This is a genomic window from Anoxynatronum sibiricum (genome assembly GCF_039414295.1).
In the GTDB taxonomy this organism is placed as follows: Bacteria; Bacillota; Clostridia; order Peptostreptococcales; family Tindalliaceae; genus Anoxynatronum; species Anoxynatronum sibiricum.
On sequence record NZ_JBCITM010000001.1, the window covers coordinates 112447 to 130415 of the forward strand.

The 17969-nt window shown below is 48.5% G+C and carries 16 protein-coding genes; all 16 read left to right on the forward strand.

Annotated elements, in window-relative coordinates; all coding sequences use genetic code 11:
- Window positions 1-10: 10 nt before the first annotated feature.
- Window positions 11-388 (forward strand): DUF134 domain-containing protein, encoded by a 378-nt coding sequence (locus AAIG11_RS00490; RefSeq protein WP_343184319.1) that lies wholly within the window; start codon window positions 11-13, stop codon window positions 386-388.
- Window positions 389-406: 18 nt separating this feature from the next.
- Window positions 407-775, forward strand: a complete 369-nt coding sequence (locus AAIG11_RS00495; RefSeq protein WP_343184320.1) for a NifB/NifX family molybdenum-iron cluster-binding protein — start codon at window positions 407-409, stop codon at window positions 773-775.
- A gap of 1 nt (window position 776) precedes the next feature.
- Window positions 777-1619 (forward strand): nucleotide-binding protein, encoded by an 843-nt coding sequence (locus tag AAIG11_RS00500; RefSeq protein ID WP_343184321.1) that lies wholly within the window; start codon window positions 777-779, stop codon window positions 1617-1619.
- Window positions 1616-2527 carry a nucleotide-binding protein gene (locus AAIG11_RS00505; RefSeq protein WP_343184322.1) on the forward strand — a complete coding sequence of 304 codons (912 nt, stop codon included), beginning with the start codon at window positions 1616-1618 and terminating at the stop codon, window positions 2525-2527. Before AAIG11_RS00500 ends, AAIG11_RS00505 begins: the two co-directional genes overlap by 4 nt.
- On the forward strand, window positions 2511-3716 hold the full coding sequence (locus tag AAIG11_RS00510; RefSeq protein ID WP_343184323.1) for an iron-sulfur cluster carrier protein MrpORP: 1206 nt from the start codon (window positions 2511-2513) through the stop codon (window positions 3714-3716). The genes AAIG11_RS00505 and AAIG11_RS00510 overlap by 17 nt, the downstream gene beginning before the upstream one ends.
- A 166-nt stretch (window positions 3717-3882) precedes the next feature.
- A complete protein-coding gene (locus AAIG11_RS00515) occupies window positions 3883-4458 on the forward strand; it encodes a CD3073 family putative ECF transporter S component (protein WP_343184324.1) in 576 nt (191 codons plus the stop codon).
- Window positions 4451-4936, forward strand: coding sequence for a CD3072 family TudS-related putative desulfidase (locus tag AAIG11_RS00520; protein WP_343184325.1), 486 nt, complete (start codon window positions 4451-4453; stop codon window positions 4934-4936). Before AAIG11_RS00515 ends, AAIG11_RS00520 begins: the two co-directional genes overlap by 8 nt.
- 418 nt (window positions 4937-5354) lie before the next feature.
- A complete protein-coding gene (locus AAIG11_RS00525) occupies window positions 5355-5708 on the forward strand; it encodes a response regulator (protein ID WP_343184326.1) in 354 nt (117 codons plus the stop codon).
- Between the two features lie 16 nt (window positions 5709-5724).
- Window positions 5725-7833: a chemotaxis protein CheW gene (locus AAIG11_RS00530; RefSeq protein WP_343184327.1), complete on the forward strand. Its 2109-nt coding sequence runs from the start codon at window positions 5725-5727 to the stop codon at window positions 7831-7833.
- Window positions 7830-8327, forward strand: a complete 498-nt coding sequence (locus AAIG11_RS00535) for a chemotaxis protein CheW (RefSeq protein ID WP_343184328.1) — start codon at window positions 7830-7832, stop codon at window positions 8325-8327. The genes AAIG11_RS00530 and AAIG11_RS00535 overlap by 4 nt, the downstream gene beginning before the upstream one ends.
- A gap of 88 nt (window positions 8328-8415) precedes the next feature.
- Window positions 8416-10146 (forward strand): methyl-accepting chemotaxis protein, encoded by a 1731-nt coding sequence (locus AAIG11_RS00540; protein ID WP_343184329.1) that lies wholly within the window; start codon window positions 8416-8418, stop codon window positions 10144-10146.
- 57 nt (window positions 10147-10203) lie between these two features.
- On the forward strand, window positions 10204-11016 hold the full coding sequence (locus AAIG11_RS00545) for a CheR family methyltransferase (RefSeq protein WP_343184330.1): 813 nt from the start codon (window positions 10204-10206) through the stop codon (window positions 11014-11016).
- Window positions 11017-11020: 4 nt separating this feature from the next.
- Window positions 11021-12052 (forward strand): protein-glutamate methylesterase/protein-glutamine glutaminase, encoded by a 1032-nt coding sequence (locus tag AAIG11_RS00550; RefSeq protein ID WP_343184331.1) that lies wholly within the window; start codon window positions 11021-11023, stop codon window positions 12050-12052.
- A gap of 20 nt (window positions 12053-12072) precedes the next feature.
- Window positions 12073-14442, forward strand: coding sequence for a PAS domain S-box protein (locus AAIG11_RS00555; protein ID WP_343184332.1), 2370 nt, complete (start codon window positions 12073-12075; stop codon window positions 14440-14442).
- A 2-nt stretch (window positions 14443-14444) separates the two neighbouring features.
- The gene (locus tag AAIG11_RS00560) at window positions 14445-14846 is read left to right on the forward strand and encodes a response regulator (RefSeq protein WP_343184593.1); all 402 of its coding nucleotides are present in this window, start codon (window positions 14445-14447) and stop codon (window positions 14844-14846) included.
- Between the two features lie 336 nt (window positions 14847-15182).
- Window positions 15183-17867, forward strand: a complete 2685-nt coding sequence (gene fdhF, locus AAIG11_RS00565) for a formate dehydrogenase subunit alpha (protein ID WP_343184333.1) — start codon at window positions 15183-15185, stop codon at window positions 17865-17867.
- The last annotated feature ends 102 nt before the right edge of the window (window positions 17868-17969 follow it).

The window sequence follows — 17969 nt, forward strand, 5'->3', positions numbered from 1 at the left end:
GTGAAGAGACATGCCAAGACCCCGAAAATGGCGCCGGGTCTGCCAGCTGCCGGAAAGTGATTTATTCGGACCCCAGCAGGACCAGCGACCGGGACGAAAGATTCTCAGTATGACTGTGGAGGAATATGAAACCATTCGGTTGATTGATTTGGAAGGACTCACCCAGGAGGTGTGTGCTGATCGCATGGAAGTGGCCAGAACGACGGTGCAGCGAATTTATAATGATGCCCGTAAAAAACTGGCGGCTTCATTGGTGGAAGGTCATTTGCTGAAAATAGAAGGCGGTGACTACAAACTGTGTGATGAGGTTGATCAGCAGATGGGTTGCGGCCGGTGCAGACGGCACCGGTTTGGCCAGGTGTCTCAACAGGGGTCGCCATCAGAATGAACATGGGAGGAATCACATATGAAAATTGCTGTCCCGGCAGACGGGAGCAATCTGGAAAAAGCAGTGAGCCTGTCTTTTGGCCGGGCACCCTATTACCTTATATTTGACAATACTACAAAGCAGTCTGAGTTGTTGGACAATGAAGCGGCCGCCAGTCAGGGCGGTGCTGGGATTAAGGCGGCCCAGTTTCTGGTGGACCAGAGAGTGAAAGCTGCCATTGTTCCCCGGTGCGGAAAAAATGCAGCAGAGGTACTTCAGGCTGCAGGAATCGAGCTTTATCAGTGCCAGCCAGGCTCAGTCCAACATAATCTGGATGCACTGGCAGGCGGAGAACTATCATTATTGGAAGAAATTCATCCCGGACTTCACCGACACGGAGGCCGGTAATATGAAACTGGCAGTTCTCAGCGGTAAGGGCGGTGCAGGAAAAACACTGATGGCAGTGAATTTGGCTGTGGTGGCTTCTCCGGCACTCTATGTGGACTGTGATGTGGAGGAGCCCAACGGCCATTTATTCCTAAAACCGGATGCCATCAGGGAAATGCCTGTGAAAGTGAAAGTTCCCCGTGTTTTGCATGAAGAATGTGATGGTTGTCGGGCGTGTGTGGATTTTTGTCGTTTTCATGCTCTGGCATACACCAATAAAGTGATTGTTTTTGACGAAGTGTGCCATGCTTGTGGCGGATGCGCCCTTGTGTGTCCCCAAAAGGCCATCATGGAAACCGACCGGATCATTGGCAGAATGGAAAAAGGGGTTTCAGGTGTTCAAAAAGAGCTGGAGGTCTTCACCGGTTTCCTGAACCCAGGAGAAGCTGCCGGTACTCCTGTTATTCGCAGTCTGTTGAAGGAACTGCCGAAAACGACCCTGACAGTGATTGACTGCCCGCCGGGGAGTGCCTGCAGTGTCATGGAAAGCATTCAGGAAGCGGACTACTGCCTGTTGGTGGCCGAACCCACCCGGTTTGGCCGGGACAACCTGGAAATGGTGCATCAACTGGTGAAACTGTTTCATAAACCTCATGGACTGGTTTTGAATAAAACCACTGGGGGGGTAAATCCATCGGAAGACTATGCCAACACCAACGCCCTTCCCATTTTAGGGAGGCTTTCCCACGATCAGCATTTGGGTGAGATGCATGCCAATGGAAAAGTGGTTGCTCAGATGGATTCCCATTATCGGAAGTGGTTTGAAGTATTACTCTGCCGGTTGAAACAGGAGGTGCTGCAATGAAGCAATTGCTGATCCTCAGCGGAAAAGGCGGCACAGGTAAAACTACAGTGGCCACTGCATTGATTCAGCTGTCGGCGGCTGCAGCCTGTGCTGATTGCGATGTGGATGCGCCCAATCTGCATATACTGATGCATCGAAACGATCCCCCAACCGCAGAAGATTTTTGGGGGCTTGACAAGGCAGTGATTGATACCACCCGGTGTGTTGCTTGTGGCTCATGTGCCAGTCATTGCCGATTTGAAGCCATTGAAGTCACTCCGGTCTATCGGGTTAACAGTTTTGCATGTGAAGGCTGTGGCGTCTGCGTCCATGTGTGCCCCACCCATGCTGTCACCATGACACCTGCAAAGGCGGGGAACTTAATGACCTATCATCAGCAACCTGTTTTCGCCACGGCCAGATTAAAAATGGGCAGCGGCAACTCTGGAATGCTGGTGACAGCAGTGAAAAAACGGATGAAAGAGTCAGCAGAAAAAGAATCTTTTCATCAGTCTTCGGAGGCATTGGCGGTGATTGATGGCTCACCCGGGATCGGTTGTCCGGTGATTGCCTCCATCACTGGTGTGGATCTGGTGCTGGTGGTAGCAGAGCCTTCCCTTTCCGGCATCAGTGATCTAAGGCGGGTGGTTGAAACCGCCCGGGGACTGAACACCCACCTGTCAGTGTGCATAAATCAGTGGAACATCAGCCCTGAAAACACCAACATCATTGAAGAATGGTGCGCTTTGCAGTGCATTCCGGTGCTGGGACGTATCCCCTATGATCCTGAGGTGGTGACTGCCATCAATGATGGCAAGAGTATTGTGGAAGTCAGTTGTGCTGCCGGTGAAGCGGTGGCGTTGATTTATGAAAAGCTGGTAAGGCATCTTAATCAACTGGAGGCGACAGGAAATGAACGAAGCATGTGACCAAAGCTGTGGCAGCTGCAACGAAGCCTGTGATGAAAGAAAAACCCCTTATGATATGAAAGAACAGCCTCATGCCGGCAGTCAGATTCAAAAAGTGATTGGGGTGGTGAGCGGAAAGGGAGGCGTTGGAAAATCACTGGTAACATCACTGCTGGCGGTGAGTATGAACCGGCGGGGTTACCGAACGGCAATTCTTGATGCCGATGTCACCGGACCCTCCATTCCCAAGGCTTTTGGAATTACGGGAAAGGCTATGGGCAGTGAAACCGGCATTTTTCCCATCGCCAGTGAGACCGGCATCAAACTGATGTCCATTAACCTGTTACTTCCCAATGACACAGACCCTGTTGTGTGGCGCGGCCCGCTAATAGCAGGCACCGTGAAACAGTTTTGGACAGATGTGATCTGGGGCGAGGTGGACTACCTTTTTGTGGACATGCCGCCGGGCACAGGAGATGTTCCACTAACAGTGTTTCAGTCGCTGCCGGTGGATGGCATTGTCATTGTCACATCACCTCAGGAACTGGTTTCCATGATTGTTGAAAAGGCCGTGCGCATGGCGGAAATGATGCAGATTCCCGTTCTGGGACTGGTGGAAAACATGGCTTGGTTCCAGTGCCCCTCATGTGACACGCGGCATTATCCTTTTGGGGAAAGCCATTTGGATATGCTGGCCCGCCGCCACGGACTAAAGCTGCTGGCCAGTCTCCCCATTGATCCTGCTGTGGCAGCGGCATGTGACCAGGGTGCCATTGAAAAAGTGTCGGGTGAGTGGTTGGAAGAACTGGGAAATCATCTGGAGAGAGCAGATCAAAATGAAGGAGTGAACGGAATGAAAATAGCAGTTGCCAGCGATGGCACTCAAGTATCTGGCCACTTTGGCCATTGCGAAGCTTTTCACATTTTTGAAACAGACGCAGGCAAGGTGCTTCGTGAAGAACGGGTAGCCAATCCTGGTCATCGGCCAGGGTTCTTGCCCCAGTTTCTCCATGAACAGGGTGTCAATGTCATAGTTTCCGGTGGTATGGGCGGCGGTGCGGTGGATCTATTCCGTGAAAACGGTATCGAAGTGGTGACGGGCGCTGTGGGTGAAGCCCGGGAAGTGGTGTCCATGTACCTGCAGGGCCAATTGAGTTCCAATGGTTCTGTCTGTCATGAACATGCTCATGAGGGCACTTGTGGTCATTAGTGACTGAAGTGTTAGGCGATTCGGAAAGATGACGATAGAAATTTTCAATCGAATCACAAAAACGCATCCAAAGATTCAATTTTACTCCCTGAGATGAACATGCCATAATGAAGTCGGTATCATACCATCATCACCGATGGCAACTCATTGAAGGGAGTTTTGATTCATGTCTTCATCACCTTTTCGCTCCACCCGTGCGATGGTTCTGGCCTCCATGGGAATCGTTGTCAACATTGTATTGGGAACCATTGTATCAACGCTTCAAATTCCTCTGCTCTTTTTGGACACCATGGGAACCATTTTGGTGGCAGCAGTACTGGGTCCTCTGGCAGGTGCCATGACCGGAGGTCTCACCAATGTCATTCAGGGAGCCATCACAAACCCCCGCACCATCCCCTTTGCGCTGGTGAACATTGTCATTGGTGTGATTGTTGGGCTGGTGGTCCGGCGGTTTCGCTTTGACTTGAAAACAGCAGTGATCACGGGTCTGGTGCTGGCCGTTATAGCGCCCCTTATTGGTACTCCCATCTCAGTTCTGATGTTTGGCGGCCTTACTGGTGGAGGCACTGATATTATGGTGGCCTGGTTATTGGCCAGTGGGCAGCGCATTTTCACGGCGGCTTTCATTCCCCGGGTAACGGGAAACCTGGTTGATAAGGTGGCCAGCTGTGTGCTGGTGGCACTTATGTTGAAGTATGTTCCCCGGGATCTTTTTACCACCCGGGCAGTGGATCATGATTAAGCGCAAAAAGCAATTGCTGCTGGTGGCGCATTGCGTACTGAATCAGAATGCGGTGATCCGCGACTGGGAACGGGCCCAGGGCGGATTCAACGAACTGGTTCACGCGATGCTGGCAGAGAATTTGGGTATTATACAGCTTCCCTGCCCCGAGTTTGCTTTCTCGGGGGAAGACAGACCACCCCGCACCAAAAATGAGTATGATAAACCCGCTTATCGCACGCTGTGCTGTTGTCTGGCCCAGCCGGTGGTGGAACAGGCAAAGGAGTATCAACGTCAGGGGTATTTAATCAAGGGTCTGGTGGGAATCGGCGAAAGTCCTTCCTGTGATACCTTGGGGAATCGGGGCATTTTCATGGAAGTATTACTGGCCATGATGTCGGAGGCAGGGGTAGAGCTGAAGACATTGGATATTTCTGAAGACTATCTTGAGGGTCACGGGGAAAAAACGCTTCGGGAGTTTGATTGCTTTATCAAATAAGAAGCGCTAATAAAATAAACCATGAGCAGCAAAGGGATCTGATGGGGCGACAACGCTCATCAGGTCCTTTTTGCATGAAAGGATAATGATAGACAATGCACCAAGTGGACTGACTTCAAAGGAGCAGATGTCAGTTCTAAAATGTGACGCCAGCTGAAATAAACGGCGAAAAATCAGAAAAATAAAATGATGAAAGAACTTGACACAGGAATGAAATCAGACTAGAATAAAGTTAGTTAATGCTAACGAACCAGAGTGGATACTGATGGAGTTAAGTAAACCTTGATGTCCATTTGAAACATTGAGTGTATCACTGTCATACAAAAGAAATGATGCAGCAGGTTGGTTGGAACTGTAAGCCTGCGATAAAGAACAGCAGCTAATTCTTTTCAGATCGAGATGGAAAGGGAGGTAAGCAATGAAAAAAGTGCTAATTGTGGATGATTCTCTGTTTATGCGACAATCCCTCAAAATGATTTTTGAAAAAAATGGATATGAAGTGGTTGGGGAGGCAGAAAATGGCGAAAAAGCGGTGGCACAGTACGAGCAGTTACTTCCTGACCTGGTGACTATGGATGTCACCATGCCTGTGATGGACGGAGTTGAAGCACTAAAAAGTATCAAAAAATCGTCTCCGAGTGCCAAGGTGCTGATGGTGACAGCCATGGGCCAGGAAAGTATCGTGAAAGAAGCAGTGATACAAGGTGCTTGCGGTTTTGTTGTCAAGCCAATTATTGCAGAGGTGCTCATTAATGCAGTGAAAAAACTGTAAGGGAGGAGGTGTGGGTATGGCAAGCAGGACGCTGGAACCTATGCTGGAGATGTACTTGTTCGAAAGCTGTCAGTTGTTGGAGCAATTGGAAGAAATACTGCTTCGCAGCGAAAAAGCATCCCAAATGTCCGAAGATGACATCAATGAAACTTTCCGGATCATGCATACGATAAAAGGTTCTTCCGCAATGATGATGTTTTCGAACATAGCTAATTTAGCCCATCACATTGAAGATCTGTTTTTTCATATTCGAGAAAACAAACTGGTTTCATTGGATTATTCAACGGTATGTGACCTGGTCTTTTCTGCACTGGATTTTATCCGCAATGAAACCCTGCGCATTGAAAGTGGTGAAGAGGCAGATACACCAGAAGGGGATTTGGTAGATCGGATCGCCACTTATCTTCAACAAATTGCTGGCAATGAAGCAGGTGCCGAAACAGCAACAGTTCTGCATAGCCAGCAGAATCCCAAGGATCAGAAGTTTTATGTGCGCCAGGAAGTTAAGAGCTTGGAACAAATCAATTGGTTTCGCAGTTTTATTCAGTTTGACGAAGGCTGCGAAATGGAAAATGTACGGGCGTTTACGGTGGTTCACAGCATGAAGGAACAATGTGATCAGATGCATCACTACCCTGAAGACTTGTTCGAAAGTCAGGAATGCAGCCAGTTTATTGCCCAAGAAGGGTTTTTGATGGTGTTCAGCACTCAGTTGACGAAGGAACAAGTGGAGAATCAACTGGAGGAAGCTCTTTTTGTCAAAAGTATCCTGCTGGATGAGTTGGATGAAAAAGGTTTTACTGAAGCGGTTGAAGAACTGGAACGACGAAGTAAGCCGTTGGAGGAAGCGGATGCTGGTTTTAGTGACAGATCATTTGCCTCTGATCAGGAAAAAACTGAAATGGAAGCGATACAAGACACAGTAAAAAGCTTGAAGCAAAACATGATTACTGTGAACATCAATAAACTGGACAGGTTGATGGATCTGGTGGGAGAAATTGTCATCACCGAGTCCATGGTCATTCGCAACCCTGACCTGGCAGGTTTGCAGCTGGACAATTTTAGTAAATCTGCCCGACAACTGCGAAAACTCACTGATGATTTGCAGGATGTGGTGATGTCCATTCGCATGCTGCCCATCGGACCCACCTTCCATAAAATGCAGCGCATTGTCCGGGACATGGCTCGAAAAATCAACAAAGAAGTGGACCTGAGAATCCTGGGAGAAGAGACTGAGGTGGACAAGAATATCATTGACCACCTGGGTGATCCCCTGATGCACCTGATACGTAACGCCATGGACCATGGTATCGAAGAACCACAGGATCGGCAATCAAAAGGAAAGTCTGCCAAGGGAAGAATAACCCTGGAAGCGTCCAATACAGGCGGCGATGTCCTTATCCGCATCATGGATGACGGCAAAGGCCTTGATCGAAAAGCGCTTATCGACAAAGCACGGTCAAGAGGGCTCATTACAAAGTCTGACGAAGACATCAGCGACGAAGAAGCCTACAACCTGATCCTACTGCCCGGTTTCTCCACCAAAGACACCGTCACCGAGTTTTCCGGCAGAGGCGTAGGCATGGACGTGGTGAAAAGCAATATTGAAAAAGTGGGTGGCAGCATCTCGATTGACAGCACCCTGGCCATCGGTACCACCATCAACATCAAAATCCCGTTAACACTGGCTATCGTGGATGGCATGCAGGTAAACACCGGCAGCTCTCTGTACACTATTCCTACGGTGGCAATCCGAGAGTCTTTTAAAGCCAGTGAAAAGGATTTAATTAAAGACACTGACAACAATGAAATGATCATGATTCGGGGAAGTTGTTATCCCATTGTTCGGCTCCACCGCCATTTTGGGGTTGCACCTAAGACGGATGATCTGATGGAAGGCATTATGATCATGGTGGAAAACGACGGCAAGGCCGTATGTCTCTTTGCCGACGAACTGCTGGGTGAACAGCAGGTGGTGGTAAAGCCGTTGCCCGGTTATCTTGTGAGATACCCAGTGAAAGTCAGCGGAATTGGCGGTTGCACCATTCTGGGAGACGGCAGCATCAGTTTGATCATAGACGTGACAGGTATTATACACCGAACCATACAGGGGGGATCCTTATGACCGCAGAGCAAGACTATTTAATGGAAATGGAAGAAGATACGCAGAAAGGTAAATACCTCACCTTTAACTTGGGAAAAGAAGTCTTTGGCATTGAAATCCGGTATGTGACAGAGATCATCGGGATGCAGCCCATCTCTGAAGTGCCGGAGGTGCCTGACTTCGTCAAAGGCATCATCAATCTGCGGGGCAAAATCATCCCCCTTATCGATGTTCGCCTGAAGTTTAAGAAAGATGCTGCGGAGTACAATGACCGTACCTGCATCATCGTCATTGACATCGACAACACCTCTGTGGGCCTCATTGTGGACCAGGTGGCAGAAGTGCTCAACATTGAAGATGCCATGATCGTGCCGCCGCCAGATTACCGCACCGGGTTCCAGAACAGGTACATCAAAAGCATTGGCCGGGTGGGAGAAGAAGTCAAGCTGATTTTGGACTGCGACAAGCTGTTGAACGACGATGAACTGGAAATGGTGGAGCAGGTGGGACAGTAGCGGATGCACGGTATAAAAAGAAGTTTGCAAAAAAACGCTTTAACAGGAGAGAAATAAACACATCACACATATTGAGGAGGTTTTGTCAATGAAATGGTACTATAACATGAAACTGGGCACAAAAATGATCAGTGGTTTTATCATTGTAGCACTGATTGCAGGTTTGATTGGATTTTTAGGAATTGTGAATATCCGCACCATAGACGATCTGGATACACAACTCTATGAAACCATGACGGTGCCCCTGGGGGAAATGGCAGTCATTCTGGATTCTTATCAGCGGATGAGGAGTAACGTAAAGGATATTATTTTGTCGGACAGCGCTGCAGACATTTCGGAGTATGAACGACTTGTACAGGTGCGGAACCAGGAGTTCACAACAAACCTGGACAGCTATGAAACCACCCTCTTCTCAGAAGAAGGACGTCGCCTGCTTCAGGAAGTGCGAACGCTGAAAGGTGATTATGATAGAATAATGACTGAAGTGATTCGCATGGCGCGTGCCGGACAGGATCGGGAAGCATATGCACTGATGCAGGGAACGGAAGCAGCTGCCATCAGAAGCACCCTTGAGAATGATCTGTATCGCATGATGGACATCAAAGTAGAAGCTGCCGCCAGTACAGCAGCCGGCAATACTGCCACTGCCAATGCAGCCACGGTGCAGACCATCATCATCCTGGTCATCGCCATTCTCATCTCCATTGGTTTGGGAGTCTTTATCAGCAATTCCATCAAGAAACCCATTAATCTCATGGTGGTTGCCTCGGAAAAAATGGCAGATGGAGATCTGAATGTGGACATTGATATCAACACCCTGGATGAAATTGGAACTTTAGCAAATGCTTTCAGTCGAATGGCAGAAAATGTGAATGATGCCATGCAGGATATCAACTCAGCTGCAGATCAAGTGTCAGCCGGATCAAGTCAGGTGGCCGACTCCAGCCAGCAGTTGTCTCAGGGAGCCACTGAACAGGCCAGTTCTGTTGAAGAAATAACTGCCTCCATGGAAGAACTGGCTTCTCAAACCAATCAAAATGCTGTCAATGCCACAGAGGCCAGCAACATGGCCGGCCAGGCACAGAAGGACGCAGAGGCTGGTAACAACCGGATGAAGGAAATGCTGGTATCCATGGATGAAATTAACGAATCATCCAATAAGATCTCCAAGATTATTAAGGTCATTGACGAGATTGCCTTCCAAACTAATATTCTGGCCCTGAATGCAGCAGTGGAAGCCGCCCGGGCCGGTCAGCACGGCAAAGGTTTTGCGGTGGTGGCAGAAGAAGTCAGAAATCTGGCAGCGAGAAGTGCCAATGCAGCCAAGGAAACCACAGAAATGATTGAAGGGTCTATTCAGAAGGTGAGTACTGGCACCAACATCGCCAATGAAACTGCCAAAGCACTTGAAAATATAGTAAAAGGAGTGGCTGATGCCACCCAGCTGGTACAGCAGATTGCTACTGCATCCAATGAACAAGCCTCCGGGATCGAACAGGTGAACGAAGCTATTATGCAGGTGTCTCAGGTGACTCAGACCAACTCTGCCACATCGGAAGAAGCCGCGGCAGCCAGTGAAGAGCTATCCAGCCAGGCACAGCTTCTGAAGGACGCAGTGAGTCGGTTTAAGTTGAAACATGCCGGCCATCGAGGCAATCGGAGTGGGTTTGATGAAATGAGTCCAGAAGTTCTTCGTATGATGGAGTCTGTTAACAGAAATGGACAAGAGACGGTTTTCGAATCATCTGAAAGACGGTCGACAGCAGGAAAGAAGAAAGTTAAAATATCATTGGATGATCAGGAGTTTGGAAAATACTAACGTGCTGATTCATTGTCGATTCAGCATTGAATCGGTTGGCGATAGAAGGTGAATGGAATGCTGAAAATATCTGATCAAGAGTTTCAACAAATATCGCAATACATTCGCAGTCAGTACGGGATTAAGCTTGGTCCGGAAAAAAGGGCGCTCATTATGGGTAGATTGGGGAGCACGTTGGTATCCAGGGGTTTTGACAGCTTCACGGCTTATTTCAAGTATCTTTTGGCAGATGAGACGGGAGATGGGGTGTTTGAACTTCTCAATAAAATCACCACCAATCACACTTATTTTATGCGTGAAGCCGCTCATTTTATGTTTTTCCAGGAAAAGGTACTGCCATGGGTGAAAGCTGTCTCACCTTACGATGCCAGAATTTGGAGTGCCGGGTGTTCACGGGGGCAAGAACCCTATACATTGGCCATGTTAATGCAAGACTATTTTGGCCATGAAAAACAACGTTGGAATACCCAGATCTTAGCTACAGATATTTCTGCGCAGGCCCTGTCGGCAGCCAGGGAAGGAATTTACCCTGCTGAAGAAATGGCGTCGCTGCCAGAAAAATGGAGAAATACTTACTTTCAGTCACTTGGAGACGGTCGATATCAGGTGAAGCTGGGGTTGCGAAATGAGTTGGTGTTGAGAAGCTTTAACCTGATGAACCAGCATTTTCCTTTTCGCAAACCCTTTCATGCCATCTTTTGTCGAAACGTGATGATTTACTTTGATGCGCCCACCAAAAAGCAGTTGGTACAGCGATTTCGTCAACACCTGGCACCCGGAGGCTATCTTTTTATTGGACACTCTGAGAGTCTGGGACGAGACAATGAAGGCTTCCGCTATCTACAGCCGGCTGTTTACAGAAAGGAATAAGCCAATGGGAACCCTTAAACCAATACGTGTACTCATCATTGACGACAGCCTTGTATCCAGGGAAATTCTTCGGAAAGGCCTGGCGGGGGATCGGCGGTTACAGGTGGTGGGCCTGGCAGGGGACCCTTATGAAGCAGTCGAAAAAATCGAGGACCTTGAGCCGGATGTACTGACCCTGGATATCAATATGCCTAAAATGGACGGCCTCACTTTCCTCACCAAGCTGATGGCACAACTTCCCCTGCCTGTGGTGGTCATCAGTTCTTCAGCAGAGCGTGTGTTCGATGCCATGGAAAAAGGTGCAGTGGATTTTGTGGCAAAACCTGCCATTTCATCACCGGCTGATCTGGAAACTTTCTTGGAAGAAGTGGTTGAAAAGGTAAAAATAGCTGCGTCAGTTAAGATGTATTTACATGCACCCACAGCAGTTCCAGAAGAAATGACACCGTCTGTTAAAGCGGTGAAAGATATTCGGGTGATTGCCATGGGAGCTTCAACAGGTGGTACAGATGCTTTGCTGAAGGTGCTAAAAGGACTGCCGATGAATATACCGGGAATTGTGATTGTACAGCACATGCCTCCAGTGTTCACCCGAATGTATGCTGAGCGGTTGGATCAACAGTGTGCACTGTCGGTTTCAGAAGCGAAGACTGGCGATGAAGTTAAACCGGGGAGTGTCTTGATTGCCCCAGGGGATCAGCACATTAAAATAGTGAAAGATCAGCAACGGTGTGTGGTCAGGTGTTTCCGCGGTGACAAAGTCAGCGGTCACTGTCCCTCGGTGGATGTACTGTTTGAATCAGCAGCCCTAACAGTAGGTGCAAAAGCGATGGGTGTCCTGTTGACGGGAATGGGAAGTGATGGTGCCAGGGGGTTGCTGACCATGAGAAAAGCAGGAGCCTACACATTGGGACAGGATAAAGATAGCAGTGTTGTCTATGGCATGCCAATGGTAGCTTACAATATCGGCGCAGTGGTTCGTCAGTTGCCACTGGAACGTATTCCCTCAGAAATTCTGCGGCACTTGTCCCGCTAATCGAAGTTTGGAGGCTGATAATGATGCCCATGGAAGCTAACTTAATGGCTCTGATCTGGGACAGTGTTGGCGATGGTATCATTGCCACTGATACACAGGGTGTGATCATAAACATTAACATAGCTGCTCTGGAGTTGATTGGCATTGAATGGCATGAGGCAGTCAATCAACCGCTGGACAAAATCTTATATTTGTACGATGATAAGGCTGGTGTTCCGCTGAACGGCTTCTGGGAAAAAGCGCTGAATGAGGCGAGAAAAATAAAGCTTCCCAGAAATGCTAAACTGAAGGGAAGAAACCAGAATTACTACCTGGCTGCAAAATTTTCCCCCATACAAGCATTTGGCCAGCCCCCTCAGGGGGTGGTGGTAGTTTTTCGTGACATTACCCCATTCCGTATACATGAAGAGCAGCTCCATTTGTATCGCATGGCCCTTGAACAAAGTCCTTTTTCAGTTGTCATAACAGATGTGGATAACCGAATTGTTTATGTGAACCGCGAATTTATGGAATTAACTGGATATGGGCTGGAAGAGGTGATAGGGAAAGACCCCAGACTATTGAAATCTGGCAGCACGCCTGAGAAAACCTATGAACACATGTGGGAAACCATCACCAGGGGCAGTGTGTGGCAGGGAGAGTTTTACAATCGAAAAAAGGATGGTAACTACTATTGGGAGAAGGCCATCGTGGCGCCGATCACTTCTCCAGATGGAAAAATTGACTATTACCTGGCCATCAAAGAAGATGTAACCACGAAGAAAGCCATGGAAGATGAGTTGCGTCGTGCAAGAGAACAGGCAGATCGCAACCTTAAAAAGAGCCAGTATTACATGGAGCAACTGGAAAATGCACGACGTGCGGCAGATGCTGCCAATAAGGCAAAGAGTGAGTTTTTAGCCAACATGAGTCACGAGATACGAACTCCACTCAATGGAATGATTGGTATGATTGAACTGACTGCAATGACAAATTTGACCAAAGAGCAACATGATAATCTCGACATCATCAGAATTTGCGGAAATAATCTTCTGAATGTCATCAATAATGTGCTGGATTTCTCGAAAATTGAGTCAGGGAAAACAGAAGTTGACCGGGTGGATTTTGATGTGCAGGAATGGTTCATGCAATGCCTATTGGTACACCAGGCCCAGGCAGCAAAAAAAGGGATTGATCTGCTGGCAGTGTATGACCCGCATATGCCAAATAGGCTGCGGGGAGATACGAAGCTCTTGCAGCAGGTGATGAACAATCTTATTGGAAATGCAGTAAAATTTACGGAAACAGGGCATGTCATGGTAACCATGGATCATGAAGGGGAGGAAGGCGGATTAGTCTGGACAAAGATTAAAGTCAGTGACACCGGCATTGGTATTCCTGAAGACGAACTACCCCGGCTTTTTCGAAGTTTTACCCAACTGGACAGTTCCATTACCCGTCGGTTCGGGGGAACAGGACTCGGGTTAGCCATCAGCCGCCAGTTGGTGGAAATGATGGATGGAACCATTCATGCTGCCAGTGTCGAAGGTGAAGGCACTACGTTTATAGTCGCCCTTCCCTTTGAGCATGCAATGCAGCAGGAAGATCCCATGCCGGAAAATGAGATTTCTTCCATGGCTGCCGGTGACATCGGTCAAAAGTGGACTATTCTGGTGGTGGAGGATGATCTCGTTAATCAGACAGTTATCCGAAGTTTGCTCAAATTAAAGGGTTATCGAATTCACTGCGCCAATGATGGAAAAGAAGCGGTGAGCGCATGGGAGTCACTTCAGCCAGACCTCATCCTCATGGATATCCAGATGCCAGGGATGGATGGGATACAGGCAACGGCAGCCATACGGGAACTGGAAAGTGAAAGATCTTCGCGCACACCCATCGTTGCCCTGACAGCTCATGCCATTCATGGGGATCGGGAGCGATTTCTGGCATCGGGGATGGATGAATATGTGCCCAAGCCAGTGGAGATGGAACGATTATACCAAACGATCAATAGAATATTAGATTCGCCAGATGTGAAAGGCTTGAAACCACTGCAGCAAAAAAGATATACTGAGCCTAACAACTACTTGCCCGTAGAAGCTGATCAATTGATGGCAAAAGCGGTGGAAGGTTTTATTCCCGATATGTTTTCCCTGTTGGATCGGCTCCACCAACAACTAATTGAGGAAGATATGGAGCAGATTGAACGACTGGCACATCAAGTGAAAAACCGTGCGGTGGCAGTGGGCGAACTGGACATCAAAAACCAGGCTTTCAAAATTGAGCTGGCTGCCCGAAAACAGGCACTCCAAGATGCCCGAAGTGCTTACAGCGCATTAAAACAGTCTTTTGAGTCATATGTCTCTTTTGCTGGACAACAGATGGAAACGACAAGGGAAGGAGGGAAATGATGATAAAAATACTCATTGCAGAGGATGATTTGGGTAGTCGAAAATTCATGCAGCAATTTCTTAAAGCTTACGGGGAATGCGACATGACCGTGGATGGCATCGAAACTGTGGATGCTTTTCTCCTGGCGTGGGATGAAGGGGAACCTTATGACCTGCTATGTCTGGACATCATGATGCCCAAGTTGGACGGACTTAAAACGCTGAAAATTATTCGGGAGTTGGAAAATGACAAGCATGTACCAGCGGAGGAGCGGGTTAAGATTGTGATGACCACCGCTCTTAACGAGCAGCAGACGGTTTATGATGCTTTTGAGCTTGGATGTGAAGCGTTTGCAGCAAAACCCATTAACCAGGAAAAATTGCGTGAAGTATTGCATAAGTTGGGATTTGATCCGATAGAATGAATTTGAAGCGGAGTTATGCATACTGTATGACGGCACTTTGGATCCCCACCGTGGGCCTCAGGGTGCTGTTTTTTTTAGAAAATCCAGATGAGGATGATCGTACTCTGTTGGCGAAAATGCATGCGTCCATTTTTGATGAATGAGCGCGGTTCATGGCTGCAATATAGTTGGATTTCAATAGGCATATAGAAATGTTTAATTGGAGAAGGTGGAAATCCTGTGATAGAGTTGGATGTGAAAGAATTAACGAAAATGGGCGAGGTCTGCTGTTTTTCAGATAGGCAGCAGAGAAAGGATGGTCGGTATGTCACTATATTTTGGGAAGGTGGTTAAAAGATGATTGAATGCACCATTAATGGACAGGTTGTCCAGACGAAGGAAGGTCAAACGATTTATGAAGCTGCAACCAGTGCAGGCATAAAGATTCCCACGCTCTGTTATGATGAACGATTAAAACCCCATGGCTCCTGCCGTATTTGTGTCGTAGAGGTGGCGGGTGCCCGTTCACTCATGGCTTCCTGCAGTACGCCAGCAGCCAATGGAATGGTCATTCAAACTGAAAGCGAAGCGGTGGTGACTGCCCGGAAAGAAATATTAGATCTTATTCTGGCCAATCACCCGCTGGATTGTCTCACTTGTGAAAAAGCGGGGCGCTGTACCCTGCAGGATCTGTGTTTTCAGTATGATATTGAAGAGAGTTCCTTTGACGGCAAACGCAAAAACTATGACAAAGATACCAGTAACGAATTCTATGTGGCAGATCAGAGTAAATGTATTCTTTGCGGAAAATGTGTTTACGTTTGCTCACAGGTTCAAAGTACTGAAGCCATCTGTTTCATAGATCGTGGGTTTGAAACCCATGTGGGAACTCCTTTTGAAATGGGATTGTCAGAATCCACCTGTGTTTCCTGTGGAAACTGCATCTCTGTCTGTCCGGTTGGAGCGCTGCTTCCCAAACGAAAAGAAAAATACCGTTATTGGGAAACCAGAGAAGTGAAAACCACTTGTGCCTACTGCGGTGTCGGCTGTCAGATGAAGTTGCTGGTGAAAGAAAACAAAGTGGTGGAAATTTTGCCTGATAAAGGGGCTGCCAACGAAGGGCTTTTGTGTGTGAAAGGGCGGTTTGCCCATGATTTCATCGGTCATCCTGATCGTTTAACGACACCGTTGATCCGCCGGAACGGCACTTTGGAACCCGCATCCTGGGAAGAAGCACTGAACCTGGTGACCGAGAAAATTCAGACCATTCGCCAGGAGCATGGGGCAGATGCCATCGCCGGTTTTTCTTCAGCCCGGGTGACCAATGAAGAAAACTATCTGATGAACAAACTGATGCGCGGTGCCATTGGTACCAATAACATTGACCACTGTGCCCGTTTATGCCACGCTTCCACCGTGGCAGGGCTGGCAACCACACTGGGAAGCGGTGCCATGACCAATCCCATGGCAGATGTGAAAAATGCCGAGGTGATTTTTATCACCGGTTCCAATACCACGGAAGCACATCCGGTGATGGGTGCCTATGTGCGCCAGGCTCGGAAAGCCGGCAGCAAGCTGATTGTGGCAGATCCCCGTGAAATTGAACTGGCTGAGGAAGCCGACCTTTTCCTAAAAATTCGTCCCGGTTCCAGCGTAGCCCTGTCCAATGCCATGATTCATGTGATTCTGCAGGAAAAACTGGAAAACAAAACCTTCATCGAAGAGCACACCGAAGACGTTGATCAATTAATAGCTGCTGTGGCAGAATGCACACCGGAGTGGGCAGAAACCGTGACAGGCGTGCCGGCGGAAACCATTCGCCAGGCGGCTCGTATGTACGCCGATAGCCATGCTTCCAGCATTATTTATTCCATGGGTATCACTCAGCATGTGAATGGCACAGAAAATGTGATGAGTCTTTCCAATCTGGCACTGGTCACCGGCAATCTGGGAAAACCAGGAGCAGGCGTTAATCCCCTGCGGGGTCAAAATAACGTGCAGGGAGCTTGTGATATGGGCGCGCTGCCCAATGTAATGCCTGCTTACCAACCGGTGAACAGCCCCGAAACCATTGCCCGCTTTAAAGAAGCGTGGGGTGTTGCGCTGCCTCAAAGCCCAGGACTCACTGTCACTCAGGCGATTCCAGCTGCGGCAGAAGGTTCAGTGAAAATGCTTTATGTGATGGGGGAAAATCCCATGATCTCTGATCCGGATACCCATCATGTGAAGGAAGGGCTGGAAAAAGCGTTCCTTGTGGTTCAGGATATATTCCTCACTGAAACGGGCCAACTGGCAGATGTGGTGTTGCCTGCCGCAGTGTTTGCCGAAAAAGAGGGTACTTTTACCAATACTGAACGCCGGGTGCAGCGGGTGCGTCAGGCCGTGATGGCTCCTGGAGAGGCACGGCCGGACTGGTGGATTCTCATGCAGCTCTTGAACCGGCTGGGGCTGGAATCCAGCTACAAAGGACCAAAAGACATTTTTGAGGAGATTCGACGGGTGGCTCCCTCCTATGCAGGTATCAGCTATGACCGAATTGAAGAGGAAGGCCTGTGTTGGCCCTGTCCGGCAGAAAGCCATGGAGGAACTCCGATTCTGCATGTGGGTAAAATCGCCCGCGGTGCTGGTCTCTTTAAACCCGTTCAGTGGCAACCGTCACCAGAGCTGGGACAGGAAGCATATCCTGACATCATGACCACCGGCCGGATTTTGTACCATTTCCATACCCGTACCATGACCGCCAAGTCGCCGGGCATTGAAGCCATCGCACCGGAAAACTATGTGGAAATTCATCCAGAGATGGCAAGTGCCAAAGGGATTCAGGAGGGCGATTTGGTAGCAATTGCTTCTCCCAGGGGTGAAATTCGGGTGAAAGCTCGCATCACTGACCGGGTTGACGCTCAGGTGGTTTTTGTCCCCTTCCATTGGAGTGAGGGTGCCAATGTATTGACCAATGGCGAAGTGCTGGACCCCTACTGCAAAATTCCAGGATTTAAAGTGACAGGCGTTAACGTTGAAAAAACAGGCGATCTTGGAGCGTGATGATCACCCGATAAGCTAATAGAGGCAGATAGCAAAACAGACAGTAACCGTCAATGGTCGAGACAAGGCTCCGTGAGCTGCTATTGACAGGTGCTGTCTGTT

Excerpts from the sequence above, each read along its gene's own strand:
- AAIG11_RS00530 (WP_343184327.1), top strand. The coding sequence starts at position 5,725 with ATGGCAAGCAGGACGCTGGAACCTATGCTGGAGATGTACTTGTTCGAA.
- AAIG11_RS00505 (WP_343184322.1), top strand. The coding sequence starts at position 1,616 with ATGAAGCAATTGCTGATCCTCAGCGGAAAAGGCGGCACAGGTAAAACT.
- AAIG11_RS00510 (WP_343184323.1), top strand. The coding sequence starts at position 2,511 with ATGAACGAAGCATGTGACCAAAGCTGTGGCAGCTGCAACGAAGCCTGT.
- AAIG11_RS00520 (WP_343184325.1), top strand. The coding sequence starts at position 4,451 with ATGATTAAGCGCAAAAAGCAATTGCTGCTGGTGGCGCATTGCGTACTG.
- AAIG11_RS00555 (WP_343184332.1), top strand. The coding sequence starts at position 12,073 with ATGATGCCCATGGAAGCTAACTTAATGGCTCTGATCTGGGACAGTGTT.
- AAIG11_RS00540 (WP_343184329.1), top strand. The coding sequence starts at position 8,416 with ATGAAATGGTACTATAACATGAAACTGGGCACAAAAATGATCAGTGGT.
- AAIG11_RS00515 (WP_343184324.1), top strand. The coding sequence starts at position 3,883 with ATGTCTTCATCACCTTTTCGCTCCACCCGTGCGATGGTTCTGGCCTCC.
- AAIG11_RS00550 (WP_343184331.1), top strand. The coding sequence starts at position 11,021 with ATGGGAACCCTTAAACCAATACGTGTACTCATCATTGACGACAGCCTT.
- AAIG11_RS00490 (WP_343184319.1), top strand. The coding sequence starts at position 11 with ATGCCAAGACCCCGAAAATGGCGCCGGGTCTGCCAGCTGCCGGAAAGT.
- AAIG11_RS00495 (WP_343184320.1), top strand. The coding sequence starts at position 407 with ATGAAAATTGCTGTCCCGGCAGACGGGAGCAATCTGGAAAAAGCAGTG.
- fdhF (WP_343184333.1), top strand. The coding sequence starts at position 15,183 with ATGATTGAATGCACCATTAATGGACAGGTTGTCCAGACGAAGGAAGGT.
- AAIG11_RS00500 (WP_343184321.1), top strand. The coding sequence starts at position 777 with ATGAAACTGGCAGTTCTCAGCGGTAAGGGCGGTGCAGGAAAAACACTG.
- AAIG11_RS00525 (WP_343184326.1), top strand. The coding sequence starts at position 5,355 with ATGAAAAAAGTGCTAATTGTGGATGATTCTCTGTTTATGCGACAATCC.
- AAIG11_RS00545 (WP_343184330.1), top strand. The coding sequence starts at position 10,204 with ATGCTGAAAATATCTGATCAAGAGTTTCAACAAATATCGCAATACATT.
- AAIG11_RS00535 (WP_343184328.1), top strand. The coding sequence starts at position 7,830 with ATGACCGCAGAGCAAGACTATTTAATGGAAATGGAAGAAGATACGCAG.